The sequence below is a fragment of the Actinokineospora guangxiensis genome (assembly GCF_042657845.1).
GTDB lineage: Bacteria > Actinomycetota > Actinomycetes > Mycobacteriales > Pseudonocardiaceae > Actinokineospora > Actinokineospora guangxiensis.
This window is the reverse complement of record NZ_JBHSKF010000001.1, coordinates 497,685-514,108: the sequence shown is the minus strand read 5'-3', so window position 1 is coordinate 514,108 and position 16,424 is coordinate 497,685. Positions and strand designations below refer to the sequence as shown.

Below are 16,424 nucleotides of genomic sequence, written 5' to 3'. Positions count from 1 at the left end.
CCCCGGGCGGCTACTCGGTGCGCAGGGACTCGATCCTGGTGGCGCTGCGCAGGAACGGCAGCGTCACCAGGCACACCAGCAGCCCGAGCAGCACCGAGGCCCCGCTCATCACCGCCACCCCGCTCCAGTCCACGACCAGCGACGCCGTCGCCAGCCGCATGACCAGGGCGGCCAGCGCCACGCCGGTGCCCACCGCGACCACCACCCCGAGGCCGATCGGCACCCCGATCTGCCACAGCAGCGACCGGGCGATCGAGCCCGTCGGCACGCCGCTGGCGGCGAGCACCGCCAGCGGGCGGCGGCGCTCCCTGATGTGCTCGACGGCCAGCACCAGCAGGCTCACGCCTGCCAGCATCAGGGTGAACAGCGACCCCAGCAGCAGTGCGCGGCGGATGGTCAGGAACGTCTGCTGCTCGGCGTTGTAGTCCGGCCGGTAGCTGCTCTCGTAGACGTTCACCGCGCTGTTGAAGGTGGCGTTGCGCAGCAGCTCGATGGCGTCGGGTTTGGCCGGGTCCAGCCGGATGTCGAGGCTGGTGTGCCCCATCGGGTCCGGGGGCGGCGCGGCCTTCGGCGTGGCGATCAGCCCGTAGCGGCTGGACCCGGGGGGCTCCGTCAGCGGCCGGGTCCGCTCGGGCACCCGCCACTCGCCGAGGGTCTCGTAGCCCTGCTTCTCCTCGCTGTAGCGCACCAGGGGCGTGACCGCGCCCGGGGTAACCCCCTGGTCGGTCAGGTCGCCCAGCACGGTGGGCTGGAACACGTCGCCGTCCACGCAGTCCACAACGCGGTAGACGCGCTCGATGTCGGCGCAGTCGGCGGTGTAGACCGGCATGCTGCTGGGCCCCTGGGCGTGCTTGGCCTCGATCTCGGTACTGCGGAAGGACGCGGTCCAGAGCACGCCGTCGACGCTGTCGACCGTCTCCAGCAGCGGCCCGACGTCGTCGCCGGAGGCCCAGCCCCTGGCCAACGGCTCGGCGGCCAGGCCGCTCTCCTGCTCCTCGGGCAGCTCGACGGCGGCCGAGGCCGACATCAGCACCGCCTGCAGCGCCACCGCGCCCGCCAGCACGACGGCGATGCCGCCGATGACGCGCGCCGAGGTGCCGCTGTCGAGCTGGAGCCTGCGCACCGCGAGCTGCCAGGACGGCGGCCCGCCGCGCAGCCGCGCCACGACGCGCTCCACGATGACCGGCAGCAGCACCGGCACGCCGATGAGCATCATCGTCGCGCCCGCGGCGATGCTGTAAGCCCACATGCGGCTGTTGTCGTCCACGCCGCCGTGCCACAGCAGCAGCCCGGCGCCCGCGGCGACCAGGGCGAGGCGCCACCACACCCGGCGGCGCACCGGCTTGCTGAACCGCACGACCCCCAGTGGCTCGATCAGCGTGCGGCGCAGCGCGAACTGCGCGGTGAGCACGGCCAGCGCGGGCACCGCGACGGCGATGACGAGCACCAGCCACGGGCTGGGCACGACGTCGGCGGGCCACACGCCGGTGTCCATCAGCCGCACGCCGCCGATCAGCGGCCGGATGCCCAGGAAGAGCCCGGCCCCGAGCACGAGCCCGGCCAGCGCGCTGACCAGCGTCTCGGCCGCGGCGATGCGGCGCACCTGCCTGCTGCCCGCCCCCACCAGGCGCAGCGCCGAGAGCCTGCGGTCGCGCTCGGCCCCGGCGATGCGGGTGCTGGAGGCGACGAAGATGAACACCGGGACCAGCAGCGCCACCACCCCGAGCAGCAGCAGGAGCAGCAGCAGCGGTTCCAGTTCCAGGCCCTCGAAGACGCCGAAGGCGTAGACCTCGGTGAGGCCCTCCTCGACCAGGTCCGGGTGCAGTCCGGTGTAGACGATCAGGTCGCCGGGGTCGACCACGGTGGTCTCCGGCAGCTCGCCGACGACCCGCTGCGGGAAGCGCGGCAGCACCAGCGCGTTGTCGGGGTCGGCGAGCAGGTCGGCCATGGCGGGCGAGACGACCATCTCGTCAGGGGCGGGCATGCGCGCCACCCCGGGCGGCAGCGGCGAGTTCGCCCCGGTGGCGATGATGCGCTGCACCTGGATGTTCTGGCCGCGGAACTCGGTGCTGTCGTGGCGCAGCACCGTCGGCGCGACGCCCGCGACCGGCTCGCTGACGGTCTTGCGCGCGTCGCCGCGGTAGTCGCGGTTGGCCGCGATGGTGCCGACCGACGCCGAGGTCAGCAGCACCGCCACGGCGATGCCGACCCCGATCGCCCCGAGCACGAACCTGGCCAGCGAGGTCCGGCCGCCCCCGACGGCCAGCCGCACCCCGATAACCAGATCGGTGCGCCACCCGCTCTTGCTCACGGGACCAGCTCCGGCGAGCGGGTCTTGCCGTCGCGGACGATGACCTCGCGGTCGGAGTACGCCGCGACGCGGGCCTCGTGGGTGACCAGCACGACCGCCGCGCCGGAGTCCTTGGCGGTCGCGGTCAGCAGGCGCATGACCTGCTCGCCGTTGAGGGAGTCCAGCGCGCCCGTCGGCTCGTCGGCGAAGACGACCTTCGGCGCGGTGACCAGCGCCCTGGCGACCGCGACCCGCTGGCCCTGGCCGCCGGAGACCTCGCCGGGCCGCTTGGCCGCGGTGTCGCCGACCTCCAGGCGGTCCAGCCACTCGCGCGAGCGCGCCTCGGCCTCCTTGCGCCTGATCCCGCCCAGGCGCAGCGGCAGGGCCACGTTCTCCAGGCAGGACAGCTCCGGCACCAGCTGGCCGAACTGGAAGACGAAGCCGAACTCGGTGCGCCGCAGCGCGCTGCGCTCGGTGTCGGACATCGTCGCCATCTCCCGGCCCGCGTAGCGCACCGAGCCGGAGTCCGGCGCGACGATCCCCGCCAGGCAGTGCAGCAGCGTCGACTTGCCCGAGCCGGAGGGCCCCATGACGGCGACGACCTCGCCGGGCGCGATCGCCATCGCCGCGCCGTCGAGGGCGGGCGTGGCTCCGAAGGTCTTGCGCAGGTCGCTCGCGAGCAGGATCGGCTCGGTCATTCGGTCACCGCCGTGGCCAGGTCGGTCAGGCGGGCGGCTGTCAGCTCCAGCCAGCGCAGGTCCGCCTCGAGGTGGAACAGCGCGTGGTCGCAGATGAGCTGGTCGGCGAGGTCGCCGGTGCGCTTGCGCTGGGTCAGCTCGCGCATGGTGTTGAGGTGGGCGTGGCGCTGGGTGTCGAGCACCTCCTCGGCGCTGCGGCCGGACATCAGCGCCAGCACGACCTTGGTGTACATCGCCGTCTGCAGGTAGACCTGCGGGTTCTCCGGCGTCACCAGCCACGCGGAGAGGTCGGTGACCCCGGCGTCGGTGATGGCGTAGCGCTTGCGCTCGGGACCGCCGCCCGCCTCCAGGCCGCGCTCCTCGACCAGGCCGTTCTTCAGCAGCCGGGAGAGCGTGGCGTAGACCTGCCCGTAGGCGAGCGGCCGGTCCTGGCCGAAGCGCTCGTCGTAGACGCGCTTGAGGTCGTATCCGTGCCGCGGCCCTGTCTCCAGGAGGCCGAGCAACGCGTGTCCGATTGACATGCGATCGACTGTACACGACACGTATACACCGCATGAATAGACCCCTGAGCTGGGCTTATTTGATCAGCAGGCGCAGAGGCAGAACGGGTGCCCGACCGGGTCCAGGTACACCCGGAACGTCTTGTGGGAGTCGTCCACCAGCCGCGCGCCCAGCCCGACGGTCCGCTCGTGCGCGCCGTCGAGGTCGGCGACCGACAGGTCAAGGTGCAGCTGCTGCGGGCGCTCGCCGCTCGGCCAGGTCGGGGCGGCGTAGTCGGCGACCTCCTGGAAGTCGACCCGGCGGCCGTCGGGTCCGGTGATGCTCGCCCAGCCGTCCTCCGGCGTGGGGGCGTCCCAGTCGAGCAGGCGGGCGTAGAAGGCGCCCAGGGCCATCGGGTCGGGGCAGTCGAGCACGATCGCGCCCAGCGTCGGGACGGTCACGGGTTCCTCCAGTCAGCGGTGGGGCGGGCAGGCGGTGGCCGGTCAGCGGGTGAGGCAGAACGGGTGGCCCGCCGGATCGGCGTAGACCCGGAAGTCGGGGACGTGCGACTCGTCCAGCACCGGCACGCCGAGGCCGAGCAGCCGCTCGTGGCCCGCGTCGAGGTCCGCGACCTGGAAGTCCAGGTGCTGCATCTGCGGGTGCGGGCCCTGCGGCCAGGTCGGGGCGACGTAGTCGGCGACCCGCTGGAAGGCGACGCGGCCGATCGGGGTCTCCATGGTCACCCACTCCCCGCCGTTCTCCTCGCGGGCCTCCACGGGCAGGTCCATCACGCGCCGGTAGAAGTCGGCGAGCGCGACCGGATCGGGGCAGTCGAGCACGGTGGTCAACCGCAGGGCGGTCGGTCCGGGCATCTCATCCTCCGTTCGTAACCACTCAACTGGATTATGGGAGTTATCATCCGTCGCGGCAACCGGTATCGGGCCTACAGTGGTGTCGTGACCACCGACCACGACGTGGAGCTGGTTCTCGATTTCCTCAACACGCTCGACCTCGACCGCGGCGCCGACGTCCTGCACGACCCGCTCGCCTGGTCCGGCTGGCTGGCCGACCGGGCGCTGAGCAGCGGGCCGCTGCCCCTGGTGCGGGCCGTGCGGGCCGGGTTGCGCGCGGCGGTCGGCGGGCCGCCCGCGCCCCCGCCGCCGCCGGTCGACGTGCGGGTCGAGCTGGTTCGGGGCATACCCAGGATGGCCGCCGCCGATGTCACCGGGGCGGTGCTCGCCGCGGCGAGCAGGCTCGCGGTGCTCGACGAGTGGGAACGGTTCAAGATCTGCCCGGCGGACGACTGCCAGTGGGTGTTCTTCGACCGCTCCCGCAACCGCAGCCGGATGTGGTGCTCCATGCGCGTGTGCGGCAACCGGGAGAAGGCGCGGGCCTGGCGGGAACGCGCGAAGGCCCTCGGCCCGGCCTAGCCGATCAGCTGGGCGACGCTGTAGATCACCAGACCGGCCAGCGCGCCGACCACGGTGCCGTTGATCCGGATGAACTGCAGGTCCCGGCCGACCTGCAGCTCGACCTTGCGCGCGGTCTCCTCGCCGTCCCAGCGCCGGACCGTGTCGGTGATCAGCGTGGTGATCTCGTCGCGGTAGTTGAGCACGACGTAGGCCGCCGCGCCCTCCACCCAGCCGTCGGCCTTGGCGCGCAGCGCCTCGTCGCCCGCCAGGCGCTCGCCCAGCGACATCAGCCCGGCCAGGACCCTGGTCCGCAGCTCGCTGTGCGGGTCGTCGGCGGCCTCCAGCAGCAGGCGCTTGGCGGTGGCCCAGATCGAGCCGATGACGGTCTGCACCTCGGGGTGGGCCAGGACCTGCTGCTTGAGCGACTCGGCCTTGCCCATCACCTTGTCGTCGTGCTGCAGGTCGTGGGCGAACTCACCGAGGAAGCGGTCCAGGGCCATCCGCATCGGGTGGTTGAGGTCGTCCTTGACGTTCGCGGTGACCGAGAGCAGCTCGTTGTAGACCTTGTCGGCGACCATCGAGTCGACGAACTTCGGCGACCAGGTCGGGGCCCGCCCCGACACCACGCCGAGGATCTGGTCGTGGTTGTCGCGCACCCAGTCGTGGGCCTGGTCGCAGAGCAGGTCGACCAGCCGGTGGTGGGAGCCGTCGGCGAAGACGCGCTCCAGCACCTTGCCCAGCGGCGGACCCCACGGCGCGTCCATCACCCGCTTGACCACGGCCTGCTCGACCACGGCCTGCACCTCGTCGTCGCGCAGCACGGTGACCAGCGCGCCCGCCGCGGTGGACAGCTCGGCGGTGACCCGCTCGGCGTTCTCCCGCTTGGCCAGCCACCCGCCCAGCTTCACCGACACCCCGACCTTGCGCAGCCGCTCGCGCACGACCTCCTCGGACAGGAAGTTCGCCCCGACGAACTCCCCCAGGCTCTGCCCGAGCTGGTCCTTCTTCGTCGGGATGATCGCGGTGTGCGGGATCGGCAGGCCCAGCGGCCTGCGGAAGAGCGCCGTCACGGCGAACCAGTCGGCGAGCGCGCCGACCATGCCGGCCTCGGCCGCGGCCTTGACGTAGCCCACCCAGCCGGGCGCACCCGCCGACTGCCACAGGGTGGTGGCGACGAAGATCAGCGCGGCGGCGCCGAGGAAGGCCAGCGCGACGCCTTTCATGCGGCGCAGCGCGCGAGCCTTCTCCTGCTCGGCGGGCGCGTCCTTGAGGGCGGTCACGGGCACGGTCGGGTGGTCCACGGCTCCATTCTGCGTGAGAAGGTGGCCCCATGTCGGAGACCCCGCTGGTGCCGCGACTGCGGCCGTTCACCTCGACCATCTTCGCCGAGATGACCGCACTCGCCGTCAAGGCCGGCGCGGTGAACCTCGGCCAGGGCTTTCCGGACACCGACGGACCCGCCGCGATGCTGGAGCGGGCCCGCCAGGCCATCGCCGACGGCGTCAACCAGTACCCGCCGGGCCCCGGGATGCCCGAGCTGCGCGCGGCCATCGCCGCCCGGCGGGCTGGCTTCGGCCAGCGGTTCGACCCCGACACCGAGGTGCTGGTGACGGTCGGGGCCACCGAGGCCATCGCGGCGTCGCTGCTCGCGCTGGTCCAGGCGGGCGACGAGGTGATCGTCTTCGAGCCCTACTACGACTCCTACGCCGCCTCGGTGGCGATGGCCGGGGCGAGGCGGGTGGTGGTGTCGCTGGCCGAGCAGGAGTCGGGCCGCTTCGGCGTCGACGTCGACGCCCTGCGCGCCGCGGTGACCCCGAGGACCAAGGCCGTGCTGGTCAACTCCCCGCACAACCCGACGGGCACCGTCTTCACCCGCGAGGAGCTGGCGGGCATCGCCGCCGTCTGCGCCGAGCACGACCTCATCGCCATCTGCGACGAGGTCTACGAGGACCTGGTCTTCGACGGCCTTGAGCACCTGCCGCTGGGCGCCTTCCCCGGCATGGCCGAGCGGACGCTGACCATCTCCAGCGCGGGCAAGAGCTACAACTGCACCGGCTGGAAGATCGGCTGGGCGTGCGGGCCCGCGCCGCTGGTGGCCGCGGTGCGCGCGGCGAAGCAGTTCATGACCTTCGTCGGCGGCGCGCCCTTCCAGCCCGCCGTCGCGCACGCGCTGTCCCATGAGGACGCCTGGGTGGGAGCGCTCCGAAGCTCCCTTTCGGACAAGCGCCTGCGGCTCTCGGCGGGCCTGGCCGACGCGGGCTTCGCGGTGCGGCGCACCGAAGGCACCTACTTCGTCTGCGCGGACGTGCGGCCGCTGGGCTTCACCGACGGCCTGCAGCTGTGCCGGGAGCTGCCGGAGAAGGCCGGTGTGGCGGGCGTTCCGGTGCAGGTCTTCACCGACAACCCCGACCGGTGGCGCCACCTCGTGCGATTTGCCTTCTGCAAGAAGGACGACGTCATTGACGAAGCGTTGGCTCGGCTGCGCGAACTCCGCTGAGATCTGTCACCCGAACAGGTGAACTCCACCGTCTGTGACCGCATTTCCCGGGGAGTGGGCCGCCGCATCCGTCTTTCCGGGTGGAACCCGCCCGGTTGGGGTGCGGTGAGCCGGCCTCGTGCTGGATAGTGGCGGGGTCGCGGCGCGACCGGCGGGACGGAATGGGGTGAGGCCGGTGGACACCACACGCGGCCGACCTTCCCCCCTGTGGCTGCGCAGGGTCGTGGTCATCGGCGGACTGGCGCTCGGCGCCTGGTTCGCAGGCACCGCGGCGGCGCAGGCCGACACCGGCGGCGAGGACGTCAGCGCCCTCGCCGAGCGGGTCATCGCGCAGGCCGACTCGGGCGAGGACATCAGCACCCTGGTCGACGCCGCCCTCAGCGGCGGGCTCCCGGCCACCACGGCGCGACCCCTCAGCGCCCCGGCCGAATCCCCCGCTGCGACGCCCCCGGCTGCCACGTCCCCGGCTACCACGTCCCCGGCTACCACGTCCCCGGCTGCGACATCCCCCGCCGGGGAGTCCTCGACCGTGGACTCCCCCGCCATCCCCGCACCCGTCCGGCAGCCCGAGGAGACCAGCGCCGCGGAGGGCTCGGCGGACTCCGAGCGCGGCGCCGCCGAGCGGGAGAACACCACCACCCACGGCGGTGTCGACTACGGACCGGGCGAGATCACCGACCCCGAGTGGACGGGCCCGAGCCGGAGCGGCTCCACGGCGAACACCACGCCGCCCGCCGAGCCCGCACCGGCCACCGAGGACGCCGAGCCCGTCGCGCCCCGCGCCCCACCCGCCCCCGCTCCCGCCGCTACCAGCGCCGTCGGCAGCGCCCCGGACACCTCCGCCCCCGTCGCCACCGACCGCACCGCCGAGGCTCCCCGGTCCGTCCGCCCCGCGAAGCCCGCGGACTCCGAGCACCGCACCGAGCCCGCCGAGCGGCCGATCGACCAGCAGCCCGCCCCGGCGCCCGCGCCGAGCGCGCCCGGCTCCGGCTCCGCGGCCGGGTCGGCGCACGACGGCGGCGGCCACGCCCGCGGCGCGCTCGGCGTGCTCGCCACCCGCGCCCACCACGGCCCGCCCTCCGGCGGGTGGCCCATCGCGTTCCCCCAGGTGCACGGCGCCGCCGTCGACGCCGCGGGCACGCCGGCCTCGCGCCCCGACTGACGACTCGTCCGATTAGGACACGTGTGCCCTGAGCCAGGGCCACCCGGCGCTCTCGCGCCGCCCCCGGGGATTCCGCCGAGGACCGCCCCGCGACCCCACCGCCATCGACATCCCGCACCGCCCGGCCGCGCCAAGGCGGGACGCGGGGACTCCGCCCCGATGCCGTGATGCCCCCACGGCATCGGGGCCACCAACCAGGCTCGCCGCCTCTGCCCGCCGGGCGGGGCGGCAGCCGCCCCGGCCCGCGATGCCCCCGCGGCGCCGAGGCAGCCTCGCACCGCCCGCCGCCCGCCGGCGCGACGTGGGGCCGCGCCGGAGGGATGACCTCGGCGGGCAGGGCGAGGACCGGGTGCGCTGGATGGCGTAGACCGCGCCATCCAGCGCACCGTCCGGACCAGCCCGGATTCCCGTCTCTCAGGCGACCGGGACCAGCCCCTCCCCGTCGGAACCGGGCGACCCGCCGACCACCGACGCCACCCGCGAGAGCCTGCGCACCGCCTCGGCCAGTGCGGGTTCGGGCAGCGTGAAGGGCACCCGCAGCCAGCGCTCCAGTCCGCCGTGCACGCTGAACCGCGCGCCGGGGGCCAGCCGCACCCCGACCGTGCGCGCCGCCGCCGCCAGCCGGGAGCTGAACGGGCCCGGCAGCTCGCACCACAGCCCCAGCCCCCCGTCGGGCACCCGGAAGCCCCAGTCCGGGCAGTGCGCGCGCAGTTCGCCGACCAGCAGGTCCCTGCGCTCGGCCAGCTCGGCGCGGCGCTCGGCGATGGCGGGCTCCGGGTCGGCGTAGAGGTGGGCGATGACCAGCTGCTCGACGACCGGCGAGCCGAGGTCGAAGGCGTGCCGGGCGGCGGCGAGCCTGCGCACGACCTCGGCGTCGGCGCGCACCCAGCCGATGCGCAGCCCGCCCCAGTGCGACTTGCCCGCCGACCCGATGGTGATCACCGTGCCCGGCCCGCGCACCGGGGCGAGCCGCGGCGGCGCGGCGCGCAGGTCCAGCTCGGCCAGCGTCTCGTCCACCACCAGCGGCACCCGGGCGCGGGCGGCCAGCGCGGTGAGGTCCGCCCGGCCACCGGCGTCGAGCAGCAGGCCGGTCGGGTTGTGGAAGTCGACCACGAGGTAGGCCAGGCGCGGGCCGGACTGGCGCAGCGCGGCGGCCACACCGTCGAGGTCCCAGCCGTCCTCCAGCAGCGGCACCGGCACCGGGATCGCGTGCGCGGCGGCGATGGCATCGATGGCGTTGGGGTAGGTCGGCTGGTCGACCAGCACGCGGTCGCCGGGGCCGGTGAACGCGCGCAGCACCAGGGCCAGGGCGTGGTGGGCGCCGTTGGTCACCAGGACCTCGTCGGCGGTGGTGGGCAGCCCGCGCGCGGTGTAGCGGGCGGCGAGCCGCTCGCGCAGCAGGTCGAGGCCGTACTCGTGGTAGCCGTGCCCGGCCAGCTCGGCGGCCAGGTCGCCGCGCACGGCGTCGACGGCGTGCGCCACGGCGGGCAGCGCGGCGGGCGCGGCGCGGGCGAGGTCCAGCGGCTGGTCCTGCGGCGGGTCCTGCGGGCGGGGGCGGCCGGGCAGCGCGGTCCAGGTGCCCGCGCCGCGCCGGGAGCGCAGCAGGCCCTCGGCGCGCAGCGCCTCCCAGGCGGTGGCGACCAGGGTGCGGCTGACCCCGAGGGCGGCGGCCAGCTCGCGCTCGGCGGGCAGCGCGGTGCCCGGCGGCAGCCTGCCGTCGAGCACGAGCAGCCGCAGCGCGCTGACCAGCGCGCTCGACGCCGGTCTGCCCGCGGCGTGCCAGGCGCCCAGCAGGCGGACGAGTCGGGGGGCCGCGATCCGGCCGGTCGGCGCGCTCACCAGGCCAATTTACGTGGATTGGCTATCGGAACCAAGGCCAATCGTGGGTGATGATGGGTCCATGGCCGCGCTCAACCTCAGTCCACAGCCCCTGCGCATCGCGCCCGTCCGCCGCATGACCCAGCTCATCGGCGGCCTGGCGCTCTACGGCGCGAGCATCGGCATGCAGATCGAGGCGGCGCTCGGCCTGGCCCCGTGGGACGTGCTGCACGAGGCGCTGCACCTGCGCACCGGCCTCAGCTACGGCACGGTGACCGCGCTGGTGAGCGTGCTGGTCCTGCTGTGCTGGGTGCCACTGCGGCAGCGGCCCGGGGTGGGCACGGTCGCCAACGTCGCCGTCGTCGCCGTGGCCGTCGACCTCAGCCTGTACCTGCTGCCGACGCCGGAGCACCTGGCCGTGCGCGCCGCGCTGCTCACCGCCGGCATCCTCCTCAATGGACTCGCCACGGCCGTCTACATCGGCGTTCGGCTCGGCCCCGGCCCGCGCGACGGGCTGATGACCGGGCTGGCGGCGCGCTCGCGGCACTCGATCAGGGTGGTCCGCACCGGCATCGAGATCGTGGTGCTCGTCACCGGCTGGCTGCTCGGCGGCACCGTCGGCGTCGGCACCGCGGCATACGCGCTGCTCATCGGGCCGCTGGCGCAGGCCTTCCTGCCCGTCGTGGCCTGGCAGCCGCGCGCCCGCGCGGCCGGGGACGATTAAGGTCGGAGGCGTGAACGCCATCGCCTTGCCCCGCTGGGCCCTCGCCGTTCCGCCGTTGGCCGTGCTGGTCCTGGCCTTCGGGTGGGGCAAGACCGACCTCGGACCGTTCCTGCTGCCGCTGGTGTGCCTGGCGCTGGGCGGCGCGGTGGTCGCCGCGGTGCACCACGCCGAGGTCGTGGCGCACCGCGTCGGCGAGCCCTTCGGCACGCTCATCCTCGCCGTCGCGGTCACCGTCATCGAGGTCGCGCTGATCGTGACCCTGATGACCTCCGGCGGCGAGAAGGCCGCCACCCTGGCCCGCGACACCGTCTTCGCCGCCATCATGATCACCTGCAACGGCATCGTCGGCATCGCGCTGCTCGTCGGCGCGCTGCGCCACCGGGTGCAGGACTTCCGCGCCCACGCCTCCGGCAGCGCTTTCGCCGTCGTGCTCGCCCTGGTGACCTTCAGCCTCGTGCTGCCCACCTTCACCACCAGCAGCCCCGGCGCCACCTTCTCCGGCGCGCAGCTCGCGTTCGCGGGCGTCGCCTCGCTGGTCATGTACGGCATCTTCGTGTTCGTGCAGACCGTCCGGCACCGCGACTACTTCCTGCCCAAAGTGGACCGCACGCCCGACGACCACGCCGACGCCCCGGCCACCCGCACCGCGCTGATCAGCCTGGGGCTGCTGCTGGTCTGCCTCGTCGCCGTCGTGGGCCTGGCCAAGACCGTCTCCCCGACCCTGGAACGCGCCGTCGAGGCCGCGGGCGCCCCGCTGTCGCTGGTCGGCGTGCTCATCGCCCTGCTCGTCCTGGCCCCGGAGACCGTCGCCGCCGTCCGCGCGGCCCTGCGCGACCGCCTCCAGGTCAGCCTCAACCTGGCCCTGGGCTCCGCGCTGGCCACCATCGGCCTGACCATCCCGGCCATCGCGGTCGCCTCGATCTGGATCGGCGGTCCGCTGGTGCTGGGCCTCGGCGGCAAGGAGATGGTGCTGCTCGCCCTCACCGGCGCGGTCGGCACGCTCACCCTGGTCTCCGGCCGCGCCACCGTCCTGCAGGGCGCGGTGCACCTGATGGTGTTCAGCTCCTTCCTGTTCCTCGCCGTGACTCCGTGAGCCGGGCGCGCACGTCGGTGTAGCTCACCCCGACCTCGGCCTCGGCTCCGAGGACGAGCAGGGCGAGCAGGATGTGCTCGTCGCCGATGTGCCTGTCGCGCAGGTCCAGCGCTTCGCGCAGGGACCGCTCCAGCACGCGCTTCGCCTCGGCCGTGAACGGGGTGTGAAATCGCCGCCTGCCCCCGGACGGCGCCATCGCGCCGGGTCCGTGCTCGCGCTCGACGGCGGCCACCACGGCGTCGATGTCGATGCCGAGGGCGGCGAGGGCGTCGGCGTCGGCGCGGCCCAGCCCGCCCCTGCGGTGGCGCTCGCGCACCGCCTCGGCGACGGCGTCGCGGTCGACGTCGAGGTCGGCCAGCACGGCCGTGCCCGCACCCGGGCACTCCAGCAGCGCCAGCAGCAGGTGCTCGGGCGCGATCACCCCGACCTCCTCCCCCTTGCCCACGGCCCCGCGCACGACGCCGCGGGCGGAATCGGTGAACCGCTCGAACATCACTGCCTCCCGTACTTCTTGTGCACGGCCTGCTTGCTGACCCCCAGCTCGGCCGCGATCTCCTGCCAGGACCAGCCGTGCGCGCGGGCGCTGCGCACCTGCACGGCCTCCAGGCGTTCCAGCAGCTTGCGCAGGGCGGCGACGGCCCGGAGCCCGGTCATCGGGTCCTTGTCCCCCGCCGCGCCCGCCAATCGGGTCGCTTCGGTCATGGCGTCAACTGTGGTTGACGAACCCCCGTTTGTCAACTCTGGTTGACGGTCGGGATGATCGGCCCATGCCGGAGGTCGGGGTGGCCGAACAGGCCGGGGTGGACGCGGCGGGACGGACGCGCCCGAGCGAGGACGTGGTGGTGGTCCTGCCCTCGGCGGTGATCCTGCTCGACGGCGCCACGTCGGCGGACTGGCCCGCGGGGCCCTACGCGATCGCGCTGGCCGCGCAGCTGGCGGGAAGGCTGACCGCCGCGCCCGAGGTGTCGCTGGTCGAGCACCTGTCCGGGGCGATCCGCGCGGTGGCCCGCCACCACGGCCACACCCCGGGGGCGAGCCCGTCGAGCACGGTGGCCATCGCCCGCTGGGACGAGTCCACAGTGGAAGTCCTGGTGCTCGCCGACAGCCCGGTGGTCGTCTTCCACCCGAACGGGGAGCACACCGTCGTCGCCGACACCCGGCTGCGCGACCTGCGGCCCATCCCGGCCGAGCGGGTGGCGGCGCTGCGCAACAGCGAGGACGGCTTCTGGGTCGCCGAGGCGCTGCCCGCCGCCGCCCGCCGCGCCGTCGTGCGCGACTGGCCCCGCGCCGAGGTCACCGACCTGCTGATGGCCAGCGACGGCGTCTCCTGCGGCGTGGACGAGTACGGGGTGCTGACCTGGCCGTCCGCATTGGACATCGCGGGCACGGCGGGCCCGTTCGCGGTGCTGGACGTCGTCCGCGCCGCCGAGGAGTCCGACCCCGACGGCGAGCGCTGGCCGCGCGGCAAGCGCCACGACGACCAGGCGCTCGCCTGGGTCGACTTCTCCCCCGATCGGACCTGATCAGGAACTGGCGGCAGGCTCGGCCAGTGGCTTGCCGAGCCCGATCCACTCGAAGCCCGCGCGCCGGGCGACGGCCGGGTCGAGCAGGTTGCGGGTGTCGACGACGATCGGCCGGGCGACGGTCTCGGCCAGGCGCTGCCAGTCCAGGGAGCGGAACTCCGGCCACTCGGTGAGGACCACGACCGCCTCGGCGTCCTTGGCCGCCAGGTACGGGTCGTCGGCGACGGTGAGGGTGGACAGGTCGGGGTGCGTCGCCGCCGAGGACAGCGACGGGTCGTAGCCCACCAGGTCGGCGCCCGCCTGGCGCAGCAGCGCGGCCACGGCCAGCGCCGGGGAGTCGCGCAGGTCGTCGGTGCCCGCCTTGAAGGTCAGGCCGAACAGGGCGATCCGCTTGTGCGACAGCGAGCCCGTGCGCTTGCCGGTGACCGCGACGCGCACCTTCTCCACCATGCGCTGGCGCTGGCGGGTGTTGGTGTCGATCGTGGCGCGCAGCAGGCGGAACTCGAAGTCGGCGGCGTCGGCCAGTTGCAGCAGCGCCGAGGTGTCCTTGGGCAGGCAGGAGCCGCCCCACCCCGGTCCGGGCATGAGGAACGCCTGGCCGATGCGCTTGTCGTAGCCCATGCCCTCGGTGACGTCGGTGATGTTGGCCCCGAGGCGGTCGCACAGCTCGGCGACGGCGTTGACGTAGGACAGCTTCATCGCCAGGAAGCAGTTGGCCGCGTACTTGACCAGCTCTGCCGACGGGGCGTCGGTCAGCACGGTCGGGGCGCCCAGGCGCGCGTACAGGGCCGCGACGCGCTCGGCGGCATCCTGCTTGGACCCGCCGACCACGATCCGGTCGGGGTTGAGGAAGTCGTAGACCGCGCTGCCCTCGCGCAGGAACTCCGGGTTGGAGACCACGGCGACGTCCTCGCGGCCCAGCAGCTCCTCGGTGCGCTCGGCGGTGCCGACCGGGACCGTCGACTTGTTGACGATCACGCAGCCTTCCGGCAGCAGCTCGCGGACCTCCTCGACCACCGACTCCACGATGCTCAGGTCGGCGACGCCGCCCACGCCCATCGGCGTCGGCACGCAGAGGAACAGCACCTCAGGGCCGCCGTCGAAGTGCGCCACCGCGCCCGCGGCGCCGAGCACGAAGCTCAGCCGCCCGGCGGCGATGCCCTCGGCGACCAGCTCGGCCAGGCCCGGCTCCAGGATGTCGACCTGCCCGGCCGCCATCCGCGCCAGCTTGTCCGCGTCGACGTCGGCGCACACCACGTCGTGCCCCAGCGAGGCCAGGCACGCCCCGGTCGTCAGCCCCACGTACCCGGTCCCGACAACGGCGATCCGTCGTACGAACACCGCCTACCCCTCTCGCAGTCGCTCGGCGACCCGCTGCGCGGCGAAGGCCCGCAGCGCGTCCTGGTCGCGCAGGTCGACCAGCTGGTTGCCCCAGCGGTCCTTCGGCGCGGCGCCCGCGCCGCCGCGCCGCTCGGCCCGCGGCCACCCGTCCGGGAAGGGACCGGCCGAGGCGAAGCCCAGCAGCTCGTCGTAGACCCCGACGTACGCCTGGGCCTGCGGGCGCCAGTCCAGCACGCGCTCGGCGCGGCGTCGACCCCCCGCGCCCAGCTCGGCGCGGCGGGCGGGGTCGTCGATGAGGTGCAGCACGGCGTCGGCCAGGCCCTCGGTGTCGCCGGGCTCGACGTAGACGGCGCAGTTGCCCGCCGAGACCTCGGTCTCGCGCAGCCGGTAGGCGACCACGGGCAGGGCGTAGGCCATGTACTCCATGGTCTTGTTCATGGTGGAGACGTCGTTGAGCGGGCTCAGCGGGTCCGGGGAGAGCCCGACGCTGGCCGAGGAGAGGTAGCGCGAGATCTGGTCGGGGCCGACCCGGCCGGTGAACTCCACGTAGTCGTCCAGGCCCAGGTCGCGGGACTGGCGCTTGAGGTCCTCCAGGCAGTCGCCGAAGCCCAGCAGCGCGAACCGCACGTCGGTGCGGCCGTGGAAGTGCACGATCCGGTCGGCGACCTCCAGCACGCCGTCGACGCCGTCCTGCGGGCCCATGATGCCCAGGTAGGCGACCAGGTGCTTGCCCCCGCGCAGCGGCGGGTCGCTGACGTAGGCCGGGCGCATCACCGAGGTGTCCGGGCCCGAGCGCACGACGGTGGTGTGCTCGCGCTTGACCCCGCCCCTGGTCACCGCGATGTCCTGATAGGACGTGTTGGTCGAGATGACCCGGTCGGCGGTGCGGAAGGTGCGCCGCTCCAGCCACTTGAGGATGGTGAGCTGCACCTTGCCCGCCACGCCCTTCGGCTCGCCGAAGCGGGAGCGGAAGACCTCGGGGTTGAGGTCGTGGTGGTCGAAGACGAACCGGACCCCGGCGGCCTTCCACGGCAGCGCCAGCGCCCAGTAGGTGTCCGGCGGGTTGCACGCCTGGATCACGTCGAAGCGGGCGCGGCGGCGGACCTTGAGCGACAGCGCCGCCGTGCGCAGCCAGCAGTAGAGGAACTCCCAGGCGTAGCCGAGCGCGCCGTCGGCCTGCTTGGGCGGCTCGTACTTGTAGAGGTGCACGCCCTCGTGGAGGGCGTAGGCCGGGTCGCCGGGGCCCTTGGGGCAGATCACCGACACCTCGTAGCCCGCCGCCGTGAGCGCGCGGCACTCCAACCACACCCGTCGGTCCAGCGGGACCGGAAGATTCTGCACGATGATCAGCACGTGCGGCGCCCGCGTGCGGCTCACGCCCTCGAC

General features: G+C 74.1%; 17 protein-coding genes. 6 read left to right on the top strand and 11 right to left on the bottom strand.

Translation table 11 applies throughout. The features are described 5' to 3' along the window. Positions 1–10 precede the first annotated feature (10 nt). The 5 genes from ACFPM7_RS02340 to ACFPM7_RS02320 form a co-directional block, all read right to left on the bottom strand. Positions 11–2,311, bottom strand: coding sequence for an FtsX-like permease family protein (locus ACFPM7_RS02340; RefSeq protein ID WP_378243219.1), 2,301 nt, complete (start codon positions 2,309–2,311; stop codon positions 11–13). Then, positions 2,308–2,988 carry an ABC transporter ATP-binding protein gene (locus tag ACFPM7_RS02335; protein ID WP_378243217.1) on the bottom strand — a complete coding sequence of 227 codons (681 nt, stop codon included), beginning with the start codon at positions 2,986–2,988 and terminating at the stop codon, positions 2,308–2,310. The genes ACFPM7_RS02340 and ACFPM7_RS02335 overlap by 4 nt, the downstream gene beginning before the upstream one ends. After that, on the bottom strand, positions 2,985–3,509 hold the full coding sequence (locus tag ACFPM7_RS02330) for a PadR family transcriptional regulator (protein WP_378243214.1): 525 nt from the start codon (positions 3,507–3,509) through the stop codon (positions 2,985–2,987). The genes ACFPM7_RS02335 and ACFPM7_RS02330 overlap by 4 nt, the downstream gene beginning before the upstream one ends. Before the next feature lie 63 nt (positions 3,510–3,572). Further along, positions 3,573–3,929: a VOC family protein gene (locus tag ACFPM7_RS02325; RefSeq protein ID WP_378243212.1), complete on the bottom strand. Its 357-nt coding sequence runs from the start codon at positions 3,927–3,929 to the stop codon at positions 3,573–3,575. 42 nt (positions 3,930–3,971) lie between these two features. After that, positions 3,972–4,340 (bottom strand): VOC family protein, encoded by a 369-nt coding sequence (locus ACFPM7_RS02320; protein WP_378243210.1) that lies wholly within the window; start codon positions 4,338–4,340, stop codon positions 3,972–3,974. A gap of 84 nt (positions 4,341–4,424) precedes the next feature. Here ACFPM7_RS02320 and ACFPM7_RS02315 point away from each other — a divergent pair, with 84 nt between their 5' ends. Beyond that, complete coding sequence (locus ACFPM7_RS02315) at positions 4,425–4,898, top strand: CGNR zinc finger domain-containing protein (RefSeq protein ID WP_378243208.1); 474 nt, start codon at positions 4,425–4,427, stop codon at positions 4,896–4,898. Here the strand turns inward: ACFPM7_RS02315 and ACFPM7_RS02310 are convergent. Continuing rightward, the gene (locus ACFPM7_RS02310) at positions 4,895–6,103 is read right to left on the bottom strand and encodes a DUF445 domain-containing protein (protein ID WP_378243821.1); all 1,209 of its coding nucleotides are present in this window, start codon (positions 6,101–6,103) and stop codon (positions 4,895–4,897) included. The genes ACFPM7_RS02315 and ACFPM7_RS02310 overlap by 4 nt on opposite strands. A 107-nt stretch (positions 6,104–6,210) precedes the next feature. Here ACFPM7_RS02310 and ACFPM7_RS02305 point away from each other — a divergent pair, with 107 nt between their 5' ends. Both ACFPM7_RS02305 and ACFPM7_RS02300 read left to right on the top strand, forming a co-directional pair. Then, on the top strand, positions 6,211–7,377 hold the full coding sequence (locus tag ACFPM7_RS02305) for a pyridoxal phosphate-dependent aminotransferase (protein ID WP_378243206.1): 1,167 nt from the start codon (positions 6,211–6,213) through the stop codon (positions 7,375–7,377). Positions 7,378–7,552: 175 nt separating this feature from the next. Then, entirely contained in the window at positions 7,553–8,539 is a 987-nt protein-coding gene (locus tag ACFPM7_RS02300; RefSeq protein ID WP_378243204.1) for a hypothetical protein, read from the top strand. A gap of 414 nt (positions 8,540–8,953) precedes the next feature. Here the strand turns inward: ACFPM7_RS02300 and yczR are convergent, their stop codons facing one another. Continuing rightward, positions 8,954–10,378, bottom strand: coding sequence for a MocR-like transcription factor YczR (gene yczR, locus ACFPM7_RS02295; RefSeq protein ID WP_465251820.1), 1,425 nt, complete (start codon positions 10,376–10,378; stop codon positions 8,954–8,956). A 61-nt stretch (positions 10,379–10,439) separates the two neighbouring features. Between yczR and yczE the strand changes: the two genes are divergently transcribed. Together yczE and ACFPM7_RS02285 are read left to right on the top strand one after the other, a co-directional pair. Beyond that, on the top strand, positions 10,440–11,081 hold the full coding sequence (gene yczE, locus ACFPM7_RS02290) for a membrane protein YczE (protein WP_378243202.1): 642 nt from the start codon (positions 10,440–10,442) through the stop codon (positions 11,079–11,081). A 10-nt stretch (positions 11,082–11,091) separates the two neighbouring features. Further along, complete coding sequence (locus ACFPM7_RS02285) at positions 11,092–12,174, top strand: calcium:cation antiporter (RefSeq protein WP_378243199.1); 1,083 nt, start codon at positions 11,092–11,094, stop codon at positions 12,172–12,174. On the opposite strand, the gene ACFPM7_RS02280 is transcribed toward ACFPM7_RS02285, so the two are convergent. Beyond that, the gene (locus tag ACFPM7_RS02280) at positions 12,140–12,667 is read right to left on the bottom strand and encodes a Clp protease N-terminal domain-containing protein (RefSeq protein WP_378243197.1); all 528 of its coding nucleotides are present in this window, start codon (positions 12,665–12,667) and stop codon (positions 12,140–12,142) included. The genes ACFPM7_RS02285 and ACFPM7_RS02280 overlap by 35 nt on opposite strands. After that, positions 12,667–12,876, bottom strand: coding sequence for a helix-turn-helix domain-containing protein (locus tag ACFPM7_RS02275; RefSeq protein ID WP_378243195.1), 210 nt, complete (start codon positions 12,874–12,876; stop codon positions 12,667–12,669). The genes ACFPM7_RS02280 and ACFPM7_RS02275 overlap by 1 nt, the downstream gene beginning before the upstream one ends. Before the next feature lie 65 nt (positions 12,877–12,941). Between ACFPM7_RS02275 and ACFPM7_RS02270 the strand changes: the two genes are divergently transcribed. After that, the gene (locus ACFPM7_RS02270) at positions 12,942–13,697 is read left to right on the top strand and encodes a hypothetical protein (RefSeq protein ID WP_378243193.1); all 756 of its coding nucleotides are present in this window, start codon (positions 12,942–12,944) and stop codon (positions 13,695–13,697) included. On the opposite strand, the gene ACFPM7_RS02265 is transcribed toward ACFPM7_RS02270, so the two are convergent. Together ACFPM7_RS02265 and ACFPM7_RS02260 are read right to left on the bottom strand one after the other, a co-directional pair. Continuing rightward, positions 13,698–15,038, bottom strand: a complete 1,341-nt coding sequence (locus ACFPM7_RS02265; RefSeq protein WP_378243191.1) for a UDP-glucose dehydrogenase family protein — start codon at positions 15,036–15,038, stop codon at positions 13,698–13,700. A 3-nt stretch (positions 15,039–15,041) separates the two neighbouring features. Further along, the gene (locus ACFPM7_RS02260) at positions 15,042–16,415 is read right to left on the bottom strand and encodes a glycosyltransferase family 4 protein (RefSeq protein ID WP_378243189.1); all 1,374 of its coding nucleotides are present in this window, start codon (positions 16,413–16,415) and stop codon (positions 15,042–15,044) included. Positions 16,416–16,424 lie beyond the last annotated feature (9 nt).

What these genes read in the sequence shown, in the direction of transcription:
- ACFPM7_RS02335 (WP_378243217.1), bottom strand. Translation starts at nt 2,988, where the DNA reads ATGACCGAGCCGATCCTGCTCGCGAGCGACCTGCGCAAGACCTTCGGA.
- ACFPM7_RS02330 (WP_378243214.1), bottom strand. Translation starts at nt 3,509, where the DNA reads ATGTCAATCGGACACGCGTTGCTCGGCCTCCTGGAGACAGGGCCGCGG.
- ACFPM7_RS02320 (WP_378243210.1), bottom strand. Translation starts at nt 4,340, where the DNA reads ATGCCCGGACCGACCGCCCTGCGGTTGACCACCGTGCTCGACTGCCCC.
- ACFPM7_RS02310 (WP_378243821.1), bottom strand. Translation starts at nt 6,103, where the DNA reads ATGAAAGGCGTCGCGCTGGCCTTCCTCGGCGCCGCCGCGCTGATCTTC.
- ACFPM7_RS02305 (WP_378243206.1), top strand. Translation starts at nt 6,211, where the DNA reads ATGTCGGAGACCCCGCTGGTGCCGCGACTGCGGCCGTTCACCTCGACC.
- yczE (WP_378243202.1), top strand. Translation starts at nt 10,440, where the DNA reads ATGGCCGCGCTCAACCTCAGTCCACAGCCCCTGCGCATCGCGCCCGTC.
- ACFPM7_RS02280 (WP_378243197.1), bottom strand. Translation starts at nt 12,667, where the DNA reads ATGTTCGAGCGGTTCACCGATTCCGCCCGCGGCGTCGTGCGCGGGGCC.
- ACFPM7_RS02275 (WP_378243195.1), bottom strand. Translation starts at nt 12,876, where the DNA reads ATGACCGAAGCGACCCGATTGGCGGGCGCGGCGGGGGACAAGGACCCG.
- ACFPM7_RS02270 (WP_378243193.1), top strand. Translation starts at nt 12,942, where the DNA reads ATGCCGGAGGTCGGGGTGGCCGAACAGGCCGGGGTGGACGCGGCGGGA.